Genomic DNA, 16663 nt, shown 5'->3' on the forward strand with positions numbered 1-16663 from the left:
TATTATCCATGAAGAAAAACATACTTGTAATACTGGCCCTGGTATTCATTTCAATTTCTTATGCTCAGCAGCAGTTTAAAACCCATGCCGTAAAGGAGGGTGAAACTATTGAGCAAATTGCAAGGAAATACCAGGTAACACCGTACAACATCCTCAAGTACAATCCTGAAGCCAAAAAGGGACTGGAACCCAACACGGTATTGGTTATTCCGGTGCGTACCGGGGAGCGGCCTGATGTGGTGGTTTCCGGAAACCAGGCTTCAGGCGAAATCCAGGAACGGGAAGTGGAGCGCTTTATCAAACACCGGGTAAAACGAAAGGAAACCCTGTACAGCCTCGCCCAGAAATACAATATTACAGAAGCCGATATCAAGCGATATAACAAAGAGCTCTACGGCCGTATGCCCAGAAAGGGCGAACGCCTGGAGATCCCTGTGTTTAAGCCCATGGAAACCGCCGAAGGATGGAAGGTTCCTGAAGATGGGATGATCCCTTATATTGTGAGGCCGGCCGAAGGGAAATGGCGCATTGCCTATGAGCATGGCATTACCCAGGAGGAACTGGAGCGAATGAATCCGGAGATGAAATCGATCCTGCAGGAAGGAGATACCCTTATGGTGCCCTTTGTGCCCGGTAATGAGAAGGAAGTTGTGGTAGACAGTCTTTACAATTACTATGTGGTAAAACCGGCAGAAGGATTCTACCGGCTGAAGGTGAAACTGGGATTAAGTAAGGAAGAACTGGAGGCTTTGAATCCGGCCCTTAAAGAGTCGGGACTGCAGAAAGGGATGATTCTGAAACTTCCCAAAAATTCCGGAAGCGACCTGGTACTTAACAATGGAATGCTCATCGAGAAATTTGCCCTTAAGGATAGTATCCGGGTTCCGGTTACCAATAAAGTAGGCTTGATATTACCGTTTGATCTGAAGACGGTTAATTTCGATTCGCTTAGCGGAACCAAGCAGGATATTCAGACGTCCCCCTTACTGGGAATTTCACTTGATTTTTATACCGGAGCCATGGTGGCGCTCGATTCGGTAAGAGATATGGGGATATCTGTAGACCTTACCGTTTATGACAGTGGCGATAAGGATAACTTTGTGCTTCAGCTCATGAATCAGAAGGAGCTGTTTCAAATGGATGCCATCGTTGGTCCTGTGCGACCTTCGGTGATCAATGACCTGAGTAAATACCTGGAAACTGCAGGGGTTCCGGTGTTCGCGCCGTTTGCCAATAAGGGCCTTGAAATGCGTTCGAACGTATACCAGACCCTTCCGCCGGACATTCTGATGCGGGCCGAAATGATGAGGTACCTGGAAAACCACGGCCAGGATAAAAATGTTATCATTATAGCAGATGCAGATAATGCTGCGGCCAAGGCCAGGCTAAAGACCATCTTTCCCGGTGCCAAGATCGTAGACCCTTTACAGGATAAATTCCTGAGACTGGAAGACCTTAATCCTTTTCTCTCTGCAGAGAAGGAGAATTGGGTGATCCTCGAAAGCGGTTCCTTTAACCTGATCGGGAATGTGACCGCTGTGGTGAATTCGGCACAGACCGAAGAATATAAGATCACTTTGCTTACCACCCTGAGGGGGAACGTGTATGACAATAAGAACATCTCGAACCTCCACTTGTCCAATCTGAAATTTCATTACCCTACATTTTACAAGCCGCTAACAGCGCCTTCCGTATTTCACAAGCAATACGAGCGACGGTTTGGGGTGCCTCCGAACCGGTATGCTACCAGGGGTTTTGACCTAATGTTCGATGTTTTGTTAAGGCTTGCCTATAATAAGGATCTGGAGTTTGTGGCAAACAAGGTGGGAGAAACCCAGTATGTGGAGAATAAATTTAACTACCAGCGCGGGAAGCAGGGCGGCTACATCAACAGTGCCCTGTACATTGTGCAATATGAAAACCTTACCATAAAAGAAGTTATACCTGATGCCGACCTCTACAGTAAAGTATCTGGGAGCACTCCGGACTGAGTGCGTCCATTTGAAAAGCGGAAATAGTTTTATTACCGATGCACCCGTCGATAACAATGGGAAGGGCGAAGCCTTTTCTCCTACCGACACCGTGGCTACCGCCCTGGGGAGTTGCATGCTCACCGTAATGGGAATCAAGGCCAGGGATATGGGGGTGGCTCTTGAAGGTGCCGTGGCGACCATTGAAAAGGTGATGAGTGCAGATCCGAGAAGGATCGCTCAGATCCGGGTCGATCTTAAAATTCCCGGGAATCCTTCGGAAAAAGAGAGGAAGATACTGGAACATACCGGGAGAACCTGCCCCGTGCTTTTGAGTCTTCATCCGGAAATAAGTAAGGATATACATTTCCATTGGGGAAGCTGAGGCAGTTTGGATGAAATTTATTCTTGCTCTGTTGTCCTTTTCTGTAATGTTCCTGTTTCAGGGCGATGCTCCCATCCTGTGGGATGGGGTTGGGCATTTGACCTGGGATGACTTCAGAGGAGCCCCTGAAATGGATACCGATGCTGCAGCCACTACGGTATCTGCGCTATCCTATAATTTTCAGGGTTATATACAGGGTAATGAACTGGTATATGTCTACGATGTAAAGGCATATTTCTTTCCCGATAAAAGTTGGGTAAGGCCGGGGATGCAGGATGAGGAGCTTCTGCTTCATGAACAACTGCATTTCGATATTACGGCCTGGTACGCATCTAAACTTCGCAAGGCATTTGATACCATAACACCTTCTGCCGATCCTGAAGAAAAAGTTCGTGCGGTGTACAAGCAGATACAAGGCGAATTGGATTCTGTACAGCTGCGGTATGATAAACAAACAGATTACTCCAGGAATACCAGGGAACAATTGCTCTGGCAATCGAGAATTAAAGCGTACCTGAACCGGGCCTATGATTGATCAAAGGGAATACTTGAAAAAACTGGCTTTTATGCGAATGCCTTACGGGAAATACAAGGGCTGGCTCCTGGTGGATATTCCGGAGCCCTATTATACCTGGTATCGTCAAAAAGGGTTTCCGGAAGGATCCATGGGCATGTATCTCCAGTCGATGTATGAGATCAAGCTCAACGGATTGGAATACCTGATAAGGAAGATCATTTCCGAGTATCGGCGCTAAGGTTTGATGTGAATTTTCGGAGTTCGTGGGTTTGCGAATTTTTCTGTTGTTGGAAGCCCTGATTAAAAGCTCTTTAAAAAAGTTTCACAATCGTTTTTAATTCTTAAAATTAGCGGTAAGCTCGGGAGTTTTTTAATTCTTATTTGTATTTTTGGCGCGAATTTTTCAGCAATACTACAAGCGTTTTTCATGGCAGATACTAAGTACATTTTTGTTACAGGAGGGGTTTCTTCTTCTTTGGGTAAGGGAATAATTGCAGCCTCTCTGGCCAAGCTTTTGCAGGCCAGGGGCTATAAGACCACTATCCAGAAACTGGACCCTTATATCAATGTAGACCCGGGTACCCTGAACCCATATGAACACGGGGAGTGTTACGTAACCGATGACGGAGCTGAAACCGACCTCGACCTGGGCCACTATGAGCGATTTCTGAACGTGAATACTTCCCAGGCCAATAATGTGACTACAGGGAGGATTTACCAAAGCGTGATCGAAAAGGAAAGGCGAGGTGAATTCTTAGGGAAAACCGTACAGGTGGTTCCGCATATCACCAATGAAATAAAAGAGCGCATTCAGATCCTGGGGAAATCCGGGGAGTTCGATATCGTGATTACCGAGATCGGGGGAACCGTCGGGGATATAGAGTCCTTGCCCTATATAGAAGCCGTAAGGCAATTGTTATGGGAGCTGGGAGACAATAATGCTATTGTCATCCACCTTACTCTTGTACCGTACCTTTCTGCTGCAGGTGAATTGAAGACCAAGCCTACCCAGCACTCGGTTAAAACCCTGATGGAGAGCGGAATAAAAGCAGATATTCTGGTGTGTCGTACCGAACACGACCTGTCGGATGACCTGAGAGATAAGTTAGCGCTATTTTGTAATGTTAAGCGGGAGGCTGTAATTCAATCTATAGATGCTTCCACCATTTACGATGTGCCTAACATGATGCTGGAAGAAGGACTCGACCGGGTGACGCTTCAAAAGCTGGCATTACCGAACGAAACCGAACCTGAGCTTACCAACTGGAATCAGTTTATTCAGCGCCATAAGAACCCGAAACATGAGATCCATATCGGGCTGGTGGGGAAATATGTTGAACTCCAGGACAGCTATAAATCGATCCTGGAATCTTTTATTCACGCCGGAGCAGAGAACGAAGTGAAGGTAAACGTAGAGTATATTCATTCAGAGCACATTACTGAAAAGATCCTCAAGGAAAAAATTGCAGGTTTGGATGGTATTCTGGTTGCTCCCGGTTTCGGAGAAAGAGGGATCGAGGGTAAGATCAGGACCATACAGTATGTGAGGGAAAACAATATCCCTTTCCTCGGAATCTGTCTGGGAATGCAGATGGCAGTTATAGAATTTTCACGTAACGTGCTGGGACTCCAAAATGCCAACTCCACGGAAATGGACGATAATACGCCTTATCCGGTGATCGACCTTATGGAGGAGCAGAAGGATATTACGCATATGGGAGGAACTATGCGACTGGGAGCCTGGAAGTGCAGTCTGGAAGAGAACAGTATCGTATACCGTGTATACGGGGAGAAGGAGATCTCTGAGCGCCATCGTCACAGGTATGAGTTTAACAATAAGTTCAAGGAAGAAATTGAGGCCGCCGGTATGAAAGCCACCGGGTACAACCCTGATACCGGATTGGTGGAGGTAGTGGAGCTTCCTGAGCATCCCTGGTTTGTAGGGGTGCAATACCATCCTGAATATAAAAGTACGGTAGCCAATCCACATCCGTTATTTGTGGCCTTTGTAAAGGCAGCCCTGAATCATTATAAGGAGAAAAACAGTGCCACATTGGCATAAAAGTCGTGAATGGGGAGGTTTTTGCTCCCTGCTCAGGCAAGATAGCATATGCAAGGCAGCAGGTCTCCGGATCCTGACCTTGATTAGCCTTTTAAATTTAAACTATGGAAGAAAAGAAATTTGATGTTAACTCCCTGATTGGGTTCCTTCTGATTGGAGCGATCCTGATCTGGGTAATGTATAACAACCAGCCTGCAGAAGAAGCTGCCAACCAGGAGACCACCACAGAAGAGGTCGTTTCTCCTGCCTCGGCCACCCCGGAAAAAGGGACGCTTCCCCTGGCCGGAGTAGATTCGGTACAAACCGATTCCCTGGCCCTGGAACGCTATAAAAGCAGTCTTGGTGCATTTGCCTATGGTGCTGCAACAGGCGTAGGGGAAGGGACTACCATCCTGGAGAACGAGAAGGTGAAGCTCACCATAAGCAATAAAGGAGGGCAGGTTACAGAAGCGGTTCTTAAAGGGTTTAGAACCTACGATTCTGTTCCCGTTTACCTGGTTAAGGATGGGAATGCCCGTTTTAATCTTACGTTTGCCACTACAGATAATCGCACCCTGAATACTGAGGAGTTGTATTTTGAGCCTGTGGTATCTTCCAACGGTGCTAATCAGGTGTTGAGCATGCGTCTCAAAGCTGGCGAAGATAAATTTTTGGAATACCGATACGAACTTAAGCCGGATGAATATATGGTGGATTTTGCCGTGCGTTCACAGGGTCTTAACGGGGTGCTTAACGGCAGCCAGCCGGTAAACCTGAACTGGGATGTTAAAGGAATACGCCACAGCAAGAGCATCGAATATGAAAATCGTTACACCAGGCTTACCTATAACCATGACGGCGATGTGAGTAAACTTGGGCAGATGGGAGAAGATTCGGAAACCGAAGAGGAATTGAAGTGGATCTCTTATCGACAGCACTTTTTCAGTACCATCCTGGCTACATCAGCTCCATTCAGATCAGCAACCCTGAGTTCTGAGAACCTGGTAGAGGAAGAGTCTGATACGGCTCAGTATACCAAATACTACAAGACGGCAATCCCTCTTGAGGTGCAGGGGGGAGAACTGGCGCATAATATGCACTGGTACTATGGTCCTACAGACCTGAAGGTCTTTAAGCAGTATGAAGATTTTAATTTTGGCGAATCCATACCTTTTGGCTGGGGAATATTCGGGTTTATCAATAAGCACGTATTTACGCCACTTTACGATATATTGAGCTCATTCCTGCCTTATGGTATTGCGATTATCATTATGACTATCCTGGTGAGGCTGGTGCTTTCGCCTGTTACCTATAAGTCATACCTGTCCCAGGCCAAGATGAAGGTGTTGCGTCCGGAGATCACAGAGATCAACGAAAAATTCAAGGATAACGCCATGAAGCGTCAGCAGGAAACCATGAAGCTGTATGGTAAGGCCGGGGTAAGCCCGATGAGTGGGTGTATACCGGCACTGTTGCAATTGCCGATCTTCTATGCCCTGTTCATGTTTTTCCCAACAGCCATCATGCTGCGGCAAAAACCATTTCTGTGGGCAGACGACCTGTCTTCTTATGATGTGGTCGCCGAGTTGCCATTTAAGATCCCGTTCTACGGAGATCATGTGAGTTTATTTCCGATACTGGCCTCTGTAGCAATTTTCTTCTATATGCGAATGACCACGGGGCAGCAGCAAATGATGCAGCAACCCACCCAGGAAGGGATGCCGGATATGGGGAAACTGATGAAGATGATGCTTTACATTTCTCCGCTGTTAATGTTGTTCTTCTTTAACAACTATGCGAGTGGACTGAGTTTGTATTACTTTATCTCTAACCTGATTACCATTGTGATCATGCTGGTGATCAAGAATTACATTATCGATGAGGATAAGATCCACGAGCAGATCCAGGAGAATAAGAAGAAGCCTAAGAAAGAAGGTAAGTTCCAGCGTAAGATGCGCGAAATGATGGAGCAGGCCGAGGAGCAGCAAAAAAAGGGAAAACGCTAATTTTTGATTGGCGTGTCAGTATAAAAAAAGGAGGTCGTTAAGGCCTCCTTTTTTTTATGGATTCTGTTTTTATGGTTAAAACTCTATTAAGGGCAGGATCACAGCGTCGATCACATGGATCACCCCATTATAGGCCTGTACGTTTGCCGCAGTGACATTGGAAACACGGCCGTTGGCATCGGTAATGCTTACCCCGGCTCCGGCGGTTACCGTTACTTCCCCTCCAAGGGTTTCGAGCGGACCGGAGGAAATGTCATCAGCCCGGGCATTGGTTCCTGCAACTACGTGATATGCGAGCGTTTCCGCTACCAAATCAGGATCAATATCATTGAGGCTGTCAGCTCCCAGGTCTGCAAGCAGGTCTGCAAAGGCTGCATTATCCGGTGCAAATACCGTAAATGGAGCCGGATCGGTGCCCCATGGGGTCTGGAGGGTTTCCACATACCCTGCGGAATTTTCTACTTTCTCCAACGCATCTGCAAGACTGGAGAAGTCAGGATCTGCCGTGGCAAATGTGACCACGGTAGGCAGGTCTATAATGGCATCCACCAGGTGAACAGTACCATTACTTACCACAAAATCGGGAAATACTACCTTGGAGGTGCCGTTTAGTGTGACCCCTCCATCCTCAACCCGAATGTAGAGGCTTAAATAGTCATTATCTCCGTCGGGTGTAGTGGCTAGGGTGTTGTTATAGCCCGTTCCGGCGGCCACGATCTCGCTTGACGAAAATTGGCCCTGTACCAGGTGATTTAACAGGAGGTTGGCCAGGTCTTCCTCTGAAATATCCTCCAGGGAATCGATGCCTTCAAAATTAGAGAGGTAGGTCGCGAAAGCTGCATCATTAGGAGCGAAAACGGTGAGGTCGGCCTGTGGGTTACTCAAGAGGTCAACCAGGCCAGCCTGCTCGATCGCGGTCGCAAGCAGGGAGTACCCTGGAGTAAGTTTGGCTAACTGGTAAATATTGGCCTCCCCCACGGTGCTGTTTACAATGGAGGGAGGTAATAAGACCCGGTCTATTTCATGAATAACTCCATTGGAGCCCTGGATATCCGAGGTTAGAATGCTTACACCGTCTCCTCCCGTACCATCGATCAGTTTAGTTCCTTCTTCAGAGTCCATATACAGCAGTTCTTCATTGGCAGTGGTCATTTCAAGGCCGGCAGTGAGGTTGTCTGATTGTAAATTCTGACCCGCTACCACATGATAGAGCAGGATGGTGCGCAGGGTTTCCGGGTCTACTGTCTCGGTACCCAAAACATCCGCCAGATTCGCAAATGCTTCGTTAGACGGCGCAAATATGGTGAATGGACCTTCCCCTGTTAAAATATCGGTAAGCTCATTCTCAAAGGCAAGTACGGCATCTTCCAACGATTGAAAATCCGGATTGGCCACCACATGGTTCACTACATTCGGTATACTCAAAGGAGTGTCCACAAGGTGAATGACGCCGTTGGAAGCGTTTATGTCAAGCCCGTCTGAGAGGGGAGAGGAAACACCATTAAATTCCACTCCACCTTCTGTATTTACAAAAAGACTGATGCTATTTTCTCCCGGTCCTGTGGCCAGGGTGTTCACGTATCCCGTAGAAAGGGACGAGGACAATACTGTAGTTCCCAGCACATGGTTAAGTAAAAGATTCGTCAGCTCTTCATTGGTAAAGTCTTCAAGAGAAACTCCTGCAGTTGTGAATGCTTCGTCGGTAGGAGCAAAAACGGTGTAGGTACCCGGGTCATCCAGGGTGGTGTCAAGGCCGGTGCGTTCCAGGGCTTCCACCAAAATGGTCAGATTTTCTGAAGCTACCGCAGTTTCGTAGATCGTTAGATCGGCTACCGGAGGTTCAGGAGTCCCCCCGTTATTGTTGTCATCATCATCATTGTTGCAGGATGCAAATACCAGTAGTAGGGAAAAGAATAGCCCCAGTTTAATTGCCTTCATAGTGTTTTCGTTTAATCATCATTAGTTTTTTCGCTATTTTCATTTGGTTCAACCTCTTTCAGGTTTGAATTAAATATAGCCCAAAGTTCTAAAAAGCTGATAATAAACGAGTTGAGTGGTGATTTTTATCTGTGTAAGGCTTTCCTTAAAGGATAAAAAAAAGGAACCCATTAGCGGGTTCCTTTAAAGATATTCTAAATGATTTTCAGGATTACTCGGCAGGAGCTGCTGGTGGAAGCAAAACAGTGTTTATTGCGTGTATCACACCATTATATGCCTGAACATCTGTTGCGATCACAGTAGATTCTCTTCCTCTTGCGTCGGTAATTACCACGTCATCTCCCAGGGCTATAGTGATAGGACCGCCCAGGGTTGAAACTTCTCCTGCAACCAGGTCGTCGCTTCGCACGTTGTTATTTCCGATAACATGATAGGCGAGAGTTTCAATTACAGTTGAAGATGGGATGTCTTCAAGGCTTCCCGCTCCTAACTCTGTAAGGAGGTCTGCGAACGCATCATTAGTAGGTGCGAACACCGTAAATGGTGCAGAAGAACCATCTCCTCCCCATGGTTTAATAAGGGTTGCTATATATCCTGCCTGGTCTTCTACAGAAACCAGTGCGTCTACCAGGGTAGAGAAATTAGGGTCTGCCTGTGCAAAGTCAACAACGGTAGGGAATCCGATCACGGCATCAACCACATGTATCACCCCGTTATCGGTTTCGATATCAAAGGTCTCTCCGGCTGCTGAGGTGTTTACATTAGAGACTCCGTTGATGGTTACTCCGGCCGCAGTGCTAACGTAAAGGCTTAGATTATCCATATCCTCGTTCGGAACTGTTGCCAAAGAGGTGGTATAGCCGGTAGTTAGATCAGTGGAAAGTACTCTCCCTGATACAGCGTGATTTAACAAGAGGTTTTGTAAAACCGGTACGGGTACATCATCAACACTGGCAAAGCCATTTGCACTTAAAAATGCAGCAAACGCATCATTGGTCGGAGCAAAAACTGTGATGTCAGTGGCAGGGTCGTCCAATACTTCGGAAAGTTCAGCGCGCTCGGCAGCGGCCAAAAGTGAAGTGAAGCCGGCAGCCTGGGCTACGTCCGCAATGGTCATACGACCTAATCCCACAGCGTCTGCAATGGCTTCAGGCAGCAATACTTTGTCTATGGCATGAATTACTCCGTTACCTGCCTGTACATCGGCTACGACAACGTTAGCCGGGGTGGCAGTACCGTCGATAACCTGAACACCGTCTTCAGTAGTAAACGAAAGCGTTTCTCCGTTTGCAGTTGCTACATCGGTATCAACAGGGATTCCTGAAGATTGAACATTAGCCATCAGGATCACGTGATACGTTAAAACGGCCTCTAGAGTTTCATTATCGATATCATCCAGGGAACTTGCTCCCAAGGCGGTTAACAGATCCTGGAAAGCCTGGTTGGTAGGTGCGAAAATAGTATATGGCGAGGCAGTATCCGAATCTAAAAGACCGGTATACTGATCTTCAAAGCGGGATAGCGCAGCTACAAGGGTTGTAAATTCAGGATTTGCAAGAGCATGGTCTACAACAGATGGGATGGCCAGGGGCGCATCGATCAGGTGAATAATACCATTGCTGGCCTCGATGTCCAGTCCGTCGGCAACCGGAGATGCCGCCCCGTTGAAGGTAACTCCCCCATCTGTATTCACAAACAGGCTGATCTCGTTTTCTTCTGGGCCGCTAGCCAGAGTGTTTACATAGGTAGTGGTCAGATCTCCTGACATTACTTCTGTTCCTAAAACATGGTTTAGCAGCAAATTGGTTAATTCCTCATTGGTGAAGTCATCAAGAGAAACTCCCGCTGCAGTGAACGCGTCATTAGTTGGCGCAAACACAGTAAAGGTTCCCGGGTTATTAAGCGTTTGATCCAGACCGGTACGTTCCAGAGCCTCGACCAGAATGGTTAAGTCTGCAGAAGCTACAGCAGTCTCATAGATGGAAAGATCTTCTACAGGAGGATCCGTAGGCCCGCCATTATCGTCATCATCGTTGTTACATCCAACGGCGAAAAGCACGAACATGGCAACGAAGCTTAGTTGAAGGGTTTTAAGTAGCGTTTTCATTGCTTATTGATTTTTTTAAATGTGTTATTGAAATTGTTTTGTTTAGCTAATTTACAATTAAAGTTAAACAAAGATAGCGGTTTATTAATTTTTTAACATTTCAGGTTTAAACAGGAGGCAGATCTTGTTTAAGTATATTCAATTGAAATATAATTAGATATGTTTACATTTCTAGCCAAAGTAGGAAAAGTTTGCTCACTTTTACATTATAGTTTAAAGTTGTTTATTTTTTGTTTAAAGTTTGTTCAACAATTAAAAGTGTGTTGCTACGGTAAGCTGAAGCGCGTGGAATCGACTAAGACCATCTGAGTTAATTTTGTAATTTTGTCGCGTTTTCATCCGCAGGGATGTAAGCGTTTAAAAAAGAGTGTAATGAAGCGTGTTGTAGTTGGTTTATCCGGAGGTGTAGACTCCAGTGTAGCGGCCTGTTTGCTGAAAGAGCAGGGGTACGAGGTCATTGGCTTGTTTATGAAGAACTGGCATGATGACTCCGTGACCATTTCAAATGAATGTCCGTGGCTGGAAGACAGCAATGATGCCATGATCGTGGCCGAAAAGCTGGGTATTCCTTTTCAGACCGTCGATCTTAGCGAACAGTATAAGGAGCGTATCGTTGACTATATGTTCAATGAATATGAAAGGGGAAGAACGCCCAATCCGGATGTATTGTGCAATCGGGAGATCAAATTCGACGTTTTTATGAAGATAGCTATGGACCTGGGGGCCGATTATGTAGCCACCGGGCACTATTGCCGTAAAGAGGTGGTCGAGAAGGATGGTACTGAGGTGTACCGGTTAATGGCCGGGGCAGATCAAAATAAGGATCAGTCTTATTTTCTTTGTCAGTTATCCCAGGAGCAGTTGTCTAAAGCGCTGTTTCCTGTCGGGGAACTTACCAAGCCTGAAGTGCGCAGGATCGCTGCTGAACACGATCTTATCACTGCTGAGAAAAAGGATTCCCAGGGGCTTTGCTTTATTGGGAAGGTACGTTTACCAGAATTTCTGCAACAGAAACTCCAGCCTAAGGAAGGGGTCATTGTAGAAATAGCTCCTCAGGAGGTACTTCAGAAAAAGCAGGACCGGAATTTTGATACTAAGGAACAGGAGTTGTCCTGGAAAGCGGAAAAAATCCACTATGACCTGACCGACGGAAGGGTGGTGGGCAAACACCAGGGTGCCCATTATTTTACCATTGGCCAGCGAAAAGGACTTGGGGTTGGTGGTACTGCAGAACCCTTGTTTGTAATTGAGACCGACGTGGATAAAAATGTGATCTACACCGGGCAGGGGAAGGATCATCCGGGATTATACCGGAAGGCACTGTTTATTGGCGAGGATGAGCTGCATTGGGTGCGGGAAGACCTGGCCATGCCGGAGGGAGAAACCAGGGCATTAAAGGTGCGGATCCGATATCGACAGCCATTGCAGGAAGCCCTTCTTCATAAGGTTTCCGGTGGGTTATATGTAGAGTTCCAGCAGCCTCAAAGCGCCATTACTGAAGGTCAGTTTGCAGCATTTTATGAAAATGATGAACTTGTAGGCTCAGGAGTTATCGCCTAAAGACCGAAATACCATGGAAAACCGAATTACCTCTTTGTTTCAAATCGAATATCCCATTATTCAAGCCGGAATGATCTGGGCAAGCGGATGGCGACTGGCCTCAGCTGCCTCCAACGCGGGAGCGCTGGGCCTTCTTGGTGCCGGGTCGATGTACCCTGAGATCCTGAGGGAGCATATCCGGAAGTGCAAAGCAGCTACTTCAAAACCTTTTGGTGTGAATGTTCCCATGTTATACCCGGATATAGACAAGATCATGGAGATTATCGTTGAGGAGGGGGTTAAGATCGTTTTCACCTCAGCTGGAAACCCCAAAACCTGGACCCCTTTTTTAAAGGAACACGGTATTACAGTGGTCCATGTGGTAAGCAGCGTGAAGTTTGCGCTCAAGGCTCAGGAGGCAGGGGTAGACGCCGTAGTTGCCGAAGGATTTGAGGCCGGGGGGCATAATGGGAGAGAGGAGACCACTACCTTTACCCTGATTCCGATGGTAAGGGAAAAGCTGAATATCCCGCTTATTGCTGCAGGAGGTATAGCCACCGGAAGAGGCATGCTTGCTGCGATGGTATTAGGGGCAGACGGGGTACAAGTAGGCAGCAGGTTCGTTGCCAGTGAAGAAGCTTCTTCCCATCTGGCTTTTAAGCAAATGGTGGTGGAGGCCGGAGACGGTGCCACCCGTCTCACGCTCAAGGAACTTGCCCCGGTTCGCCTATTAAAAAATAAATTTTTCGATGATATCCAGTCACTCTACGCAAAGGGTGCCACGAGGGAAGAGTTACAGAGCCTTCTTGGCCGGGCAAGGGCTAAAAGAGGGATGTTCGAAGGCGATCTTGAAGAGGGTGAGCTCGAGATCGGGCAGGTGGCCGGATTGATCCATGAAATAAAACCTGCGGCAAGGATCGTAGAGGAGATCGTCACCGATTTTAAGAAGGCGAAGCAGGAACTCCCTTCCTTCTAAATCAGCCCTTTCAGAAAACCGTATTGCAACAGTAACAGCGTCTTGGCGTCCTTGATCTCACTCCTGGTGAGCATGTTTTTTATCGCAGTAACGGGATATTCCTCCACGAGCAGATCTTCGGTTTCCTCAGTGCTGCCGCCGCCTTCATCTGTCTTCAGGGCTCCGGCATAATCACAGTAGAAAAAATGTAAATTTTCGGTAACCGCACCCGGCGAGGTATAGGCCTCAAAGAGCCTGGTGACTGTGGGTACCGTATACCCGGTTTCCTCCCGGATCTCCCGGATCATACACTCCTCGGGATTATCGGTGTCTAAAACGCCGGCTGGAACCTCCAGCAAAAGTCCGGTGGGATTTCCATTTATATAGGTAGGCATTCTGAATTGCCGGACCAGGAGAACTTTTCCCGTATGGCTGTTATGCATGAGTACGGCCACACCGTTTCCCCGGTCATAGACTTCCCTGCTTTGCCGTTGCCAGGCGCCTTTAAAGGTTTTCCAGGTAAAGGTATACCGCTTTAAGGTATACCAGGCATCCGAGAGGGTTTCTACGTTGACATCCTTAAGGCGAAGTATCATTTCCCGTTGATTTCGATCCAGTAGCCATCGGGATCCTGCACATAGATCTGCCGGACACCATCCGGTCGGGAGTTGGTAGTACCTGCTTCTCCCATCCAGTTCTCAAAAGGGATCTCCTTACTTTTCAGATGCTGCATCATGCCATCGAGATCAGCCGTGCTCAGGGCCATATGCACCCCCTTTACCGGGGCTTCGGGTGCTGAAGGATCCTCGATGAGATGGAGTTCCAGCTTTGATCCCATGGAAAACCATCGAATATGAGGTTGTTCTGTTTTGTCTTCAATCTCGGTCAGGCCCAGTACCTCCTGGTAAAAGGCAGCGCTTTCATCGAGGTTATGAACCTGCAGCGCCTGGTGGTTGAAGGTAAGTGCCGGGGCATGTTGTGCATGGGCAGCACTGATTAATAAGCCCAGGAATACGGTTATGAAGAAGTGTTTCATAGAAATGCGTTTCTATAAAAATAAGGGTTCTCAGGTTTAATTGATAACTTTATTTAAAAAGTATGGTATTGAACCTGAAAGAAATACATCCGGTGTTGCCTGTGAAAGATGTAAAACTGGCTTTAAATTTTTATACCAAACAACTGGGCTTTGAACTGTGTTTTATGGATTCAGAAAATGCCCCGGGCTATGCAGGGGTCAGGAAGGAGGGTGCAGAGATTCATTTGCAATGGCACCATTCATCAGAGTGGGTCGATGGCATCGACCGACCACAGCTCAGGATCCTGTGTGCCGATCCGGATATCCTTTTTAGGGCATGGAGGCACCTGGTGGGTAATGAAGAAGCCGGATTAAGGGATACTCCCTGGGGAACGCGGGAATTTGGAGTATACGATCCTGACGGGAATGGATTGATCTTTTATCGTAACATATGAAATGAATCGAAGGCGTAGTTAATTCACTCAAAATGAGTAAATTAGAACAAACTTTCAACTATGAGGATACTGATTTTTACACTGTTAACCCTAAGCCCGTTACTTTTTTATTCCCAGGAGCACCATCAGATGGAAGAGCATCAGGAGATGAGTTCACATCATGAGGAGCAGCATACCTATAAACATGCCATTGCATTGATGTTAGGACATACGCATATAAGCCAGGGGAAAGATATTGATGGTAATAAAAGATTTCTAGGGGTGCCTTCCATAGCCCTGGATTACAATTATTATATCAATGAACGGTGGTCTGTGGGATGGCACAATGATTTTATTAATGAAAACTTTATTGTAGAACGGCATCTCGGTGGTAGTGAAGAAGGGAAGGAGCTCGAGCGGGAACGTCCTATTACCACATTGGCCATGGTTGGCTACGAATTTTTCGGACACTTTATATTTAATGCTGGTCTGGGAGGTGAATTTGCCAAGGGAGAGAATTTTTTTGTTACCCGCATCGGGTTTGAAGCCGCCTGGCATTTCAATGACCCCAGCTGGGAATTTGTTACCGGGATCAATTATGATATCATGTGGGATGCCTATGATACACTGAACTTTACTGCGGGGGTTGCCAAGCGATTTTGATATAAAAAAAGGGAGCTTTTAAGGCTCCCTTTTTTACGTCTTTACCATACTTTCCGGGCCAGGTCGGCATCCGATTTGACAATATAGGATTCGTATTCCTCCCACAGGGCCTGCGCCTTCTCCTGGTCACCGGCAATCTTAGACATGGAGGATAACCATTTCACGTCCTCGGGGCTGGTTTTCCAGTTCATTCCTTCAATTCCGTCTTTCATGTGCCATACAAATACCATATCGTATTCGCCGCTGCTCATTTCCATGACCATGGCCGGACCAGGTACTCCCGCATCTGCTCCTGCTTTCATAAAGTAATTTTCAATGATCTCTTTGGCCCTGTTTATTTTTCCGGGAGCGAAATCCACCTTGACGACCCAGTACCATTGAGGATTCTCATATTTTTCAGCTTTTATATCTTCCTGGGCATAGGCTCCGGAATATGCAAAGCACAGGCATACCATTGTGATGATTATCGTTTTCATGCGTGTGTGATTTAATTTTGGTTCTTGATTAGATTACATTTTGCGTCCCATATTGGAGGAAGAAGCGCGAAGGCATTTACGGTATTGGGCCATGATCTCCTCCGCCTTTTCAGGACTTCCGGCCAACTCATTCATGGCGTTTCTCCATTTGATCTGGTTCGGGCTGGTTTGCCAGTTCAGGCCTTCCACCCCGTCCTGCATTTTCCATACGATGAGCATATCGTATTCTCCGGCAGCCAGTGAGATCTCCATTACCGGGGTAGGAGTGCCGGCCTGGGCAGATGCTTTTTTGAAATAATTGTTGATAATGTCCCTGGCCTCACCCATCATTCCCGGATGGTAGTCTACATACACAAAACTGTACCATTCAGGATTGTCGTACTTTTTAGCTTCCTGGGCTTCGGCATTAGAAAATAAGAGCACAGTGAACAGGGCGGTTAATACTAAGCTTAATGATTTCATTGTTTCTGTAAATTGGTTTGTGATTAGAAATATTTTAAGCTATTAACCAGAAAGAGGTTGTTAAATTTACAAATAAAATACTATTAATCAGTAATTTACGACAGGCAATGTGAGGTGTTTTTATTGGAGAATTGCGGGTGTAAATGAAAAAGGAG

At 46.7% G+C, this 16663-nt stretch carries 16 protein-coding genes; 10 read left to right on the plus strand and 6 right to left on the minus strand.

The genetic code is table 11. The annotated features are described in order from the left end of the window. The first annotated feature begins 8 nt into the window (after positions 1-8). The 6 genes from K7R11_RS05450 (at position 9) to yidC (ending at position 6919) form a co-directional block, all read left to right on the plus strand. Positions 9-1991: a LysM peptidoglycan-binding domain-containing protein gene (locus tag K7R11_RS05450; RefSeq protein ID WP_224489292.1), complete on the plus strand. Its 1983-nt coding sequence runs from the start codon at positions 9-11 to the stop codon at positions 1989-1991. Further along, the gene (locus K7R11_RS05455) at positions 1948-2355 is read left to right on the plus strand and encodes an OsmC family protein (protein WP_224489294.1); all 408 of its coding nucleotides are present in this window, start codon (positions 1948-1950) and stop codon (positions 2353-2355) included. The genes K7R11_RS05450 and K7R11_RS05455 overlap by 44 nt, the downstream gene beginning before the upstream one ends. Positions 2356-2365: 10 nt before the next feature. After that, positions 2366-2890, plus strand: a complete 525-nt coding sequence (locus tag K7R11_RS05460) for a DUF922 domain-containing protein (protein WP_224489296.1) — start codon at positions 2366-2368, stop codon at positions 2888-2890. 13 nt (positions 2891-2903) lie between these two features. Continuing rightward, on the plus strand, positions 2904-3110 hold the full coding sequence (locus K7R11_RS05465; protein WP_317196469.1) for a DUF3820 family protein: 207 nt from the start codon (positions 2904-2906) through the stop codon (positions 3108-3110). A 189-nt stretch (positions 3111-3299) separates the two neighbouring features. Then, on the plus strand, positions 3300-4934 hold the full coding sequence (locus K7R11_RS05470) for a CTP synthase (protein WP_224489298.1): 1635 nt from the start codon (positions 3300-3302) through the stop codon (positions 4932-4934). A gap of 104 nt (positions 4935-5038) precedes the next feature. Further along, positions 5039-6919, plus strand: a complete 1881-nt coding sequence (yidC, locus tag K7R11_RS05475; RefSeq protein ID WP_224489299.1) for a membrane protein insertase YidC — start codon at positions 5039-5041, stop codon at positions 6917-6919. 75 nt (positions 6920-6994) lie between these two features. Here the strand turns inward: yidC and K7R11_RS05480 are convergent, their stop codons facing one another. Beyond that, the gene (locus tag K7R11_RS05480) at positions 6995-8857 is read right to left on the minus strand and encodes a fasciclin domain-containing protein (protein ID WP_224489300.1); all 1863 of its coding nucleotides are present in this window, start codon (positions 8855-8857) and stop codon (positions 6995-6997) included. Between the two features lie 211 nt (positions 8858-9068). Next, positions 9069-10964: a fasciclin domain-containing protein gene (locus K7R11_RS05485; RefSeq protein WP_224489301.1), complete on the minus strand. Its 1896-nt coding sequence runs from the start codon at positions 10962-10964 to the stop codon at positions 9069-9071. A 372-nt stretch (positions 10965-11336) separates the two neighbouring features. Between K7R11_RS05485 and mnmA the strand changes: the two genes are divergently transcribed. Both mnmA and K7R11_RS05495 read left to right on the plus strand, forming a co-directional pair. Beyond that, positions 11337-12524 carry a tRNA 2-thiouridine(34) synthase MnmA gene (mnmA, locus tag K7R11_RS05490; protein ID WP_410528191.1) on the plus strand — a complete coding sequence of 396 codons (1188 nt, stop codon included), beginning with the start codon at positions 11337-11339 and terminating at the stop codon, positions 12522-12524. A gap of 13 nt (positions 12525-12537) precedes the next feature. Beyond that, positions 12538-13479, plus strand: coding sequence for an NAD(P)H-dependent flavin oxidoreductase (locus K7R11_RS05495; protein ID WP_224489306.1), 942 nt, complete (start codon positions 12538-12540; stop codon positions 13477-13479). Here the strand turns inward: K7R11_RS05495 and K7R11_RS05500 are convergent. Both K7R11_RS05500 and K7R11_RS05505 read right to left on the minus strand, forming a co-directional pair. Beyond that, positions 13476-14054 carry an NUDIX domain-containing protein gene (locus K7R11_RS05500; protein WP_224489309.1) on the minus strand — a complete coding sequence of 193 codons (579 nt, stop codon included), beginning with the start codon at positions 14052-14054 and terminating at the stop codon, positions 13476-13478. The two genes, K7R11_RS05495 and K7R11_RS05500, sit on opposite strands and share 4 nt — an antisense overlap. Then, complete coding sequence (locus K7R11_RS05505) at positions 14051-14494, minus strand: VOC family protein (RefSeq protein WP_224489312.1); 444 nt, start codon at positions 14492-14494, stop codon at positions 14051-14053. The genes K7R11_RS05500 and K7R11_RS05505 overlap by 4 nt, the downstream gene beginning before the upstream one ends. A 62-nt stretch (positions 14495-14556) precedes the next feature. Between K7R11_RS05505 and K7R11_RS05510 the strand changes: the two genes are divergently transcribed. After that, complete coding sequence (locus tag K7R11_RS05510) at positions 14557-14928, plus strand: glyoxalase superfamily protein (protein ID WP_224489314.1); 372 nt, start codon at positions 14557-14559, stop codon at positions 14926-14928. Between the two features lie 60 nt (positions 14929-14988). Beyond that, a complete protein-coding gene (locus K7R11_RS05515) occupies positions 14989-15570 on the plus strand; it encodes a hypothetical protein (RefSeq protein ID WP_224489316.1) in 582 nt (193 codons plus the stop codon). Positions 15571-15611: 41 nt separating this feature from the next. Here K7R11_RS05515 and K7R11_RS05520 read toward each other — a convergent pair whose 3' ends face one another. Continuing rightward, positions 15612-16046 (minus strand): hypothetical protein, encoded by a 435-nt coding sequence (locus K7R11_RS05520; protein ID WP_224489318.1) that lies wholly within the window; start codon positions 16044-16046, stop codon positions 15612-15614. 33 nt (positions 16047-16079) lie between these two features. Next, the gene (locus tag K7R11_RS05525) at positions 16080-16508 is read right to left on the minus strand and encodes a hypothetical protein (RefSeq protein ID WP_224489320.1); all 429 of its coding nucleotides are present in this window, start codon (positions 16506-16508) and stop codon (positions 16080-16082) included. Positions 16509-16663: the final 155 nt, after the last annotated feature.

Source organism: Robertkochia flava, from assembly GCF_020166515.1.
In the GTDB taxonomy this organism is placed as follows: Bacteria; Bacteroidota; Bacteroidia; order Flavobacteriales; family Flavobacteriaceae; genus Robertkochia; species Robertkochia flava.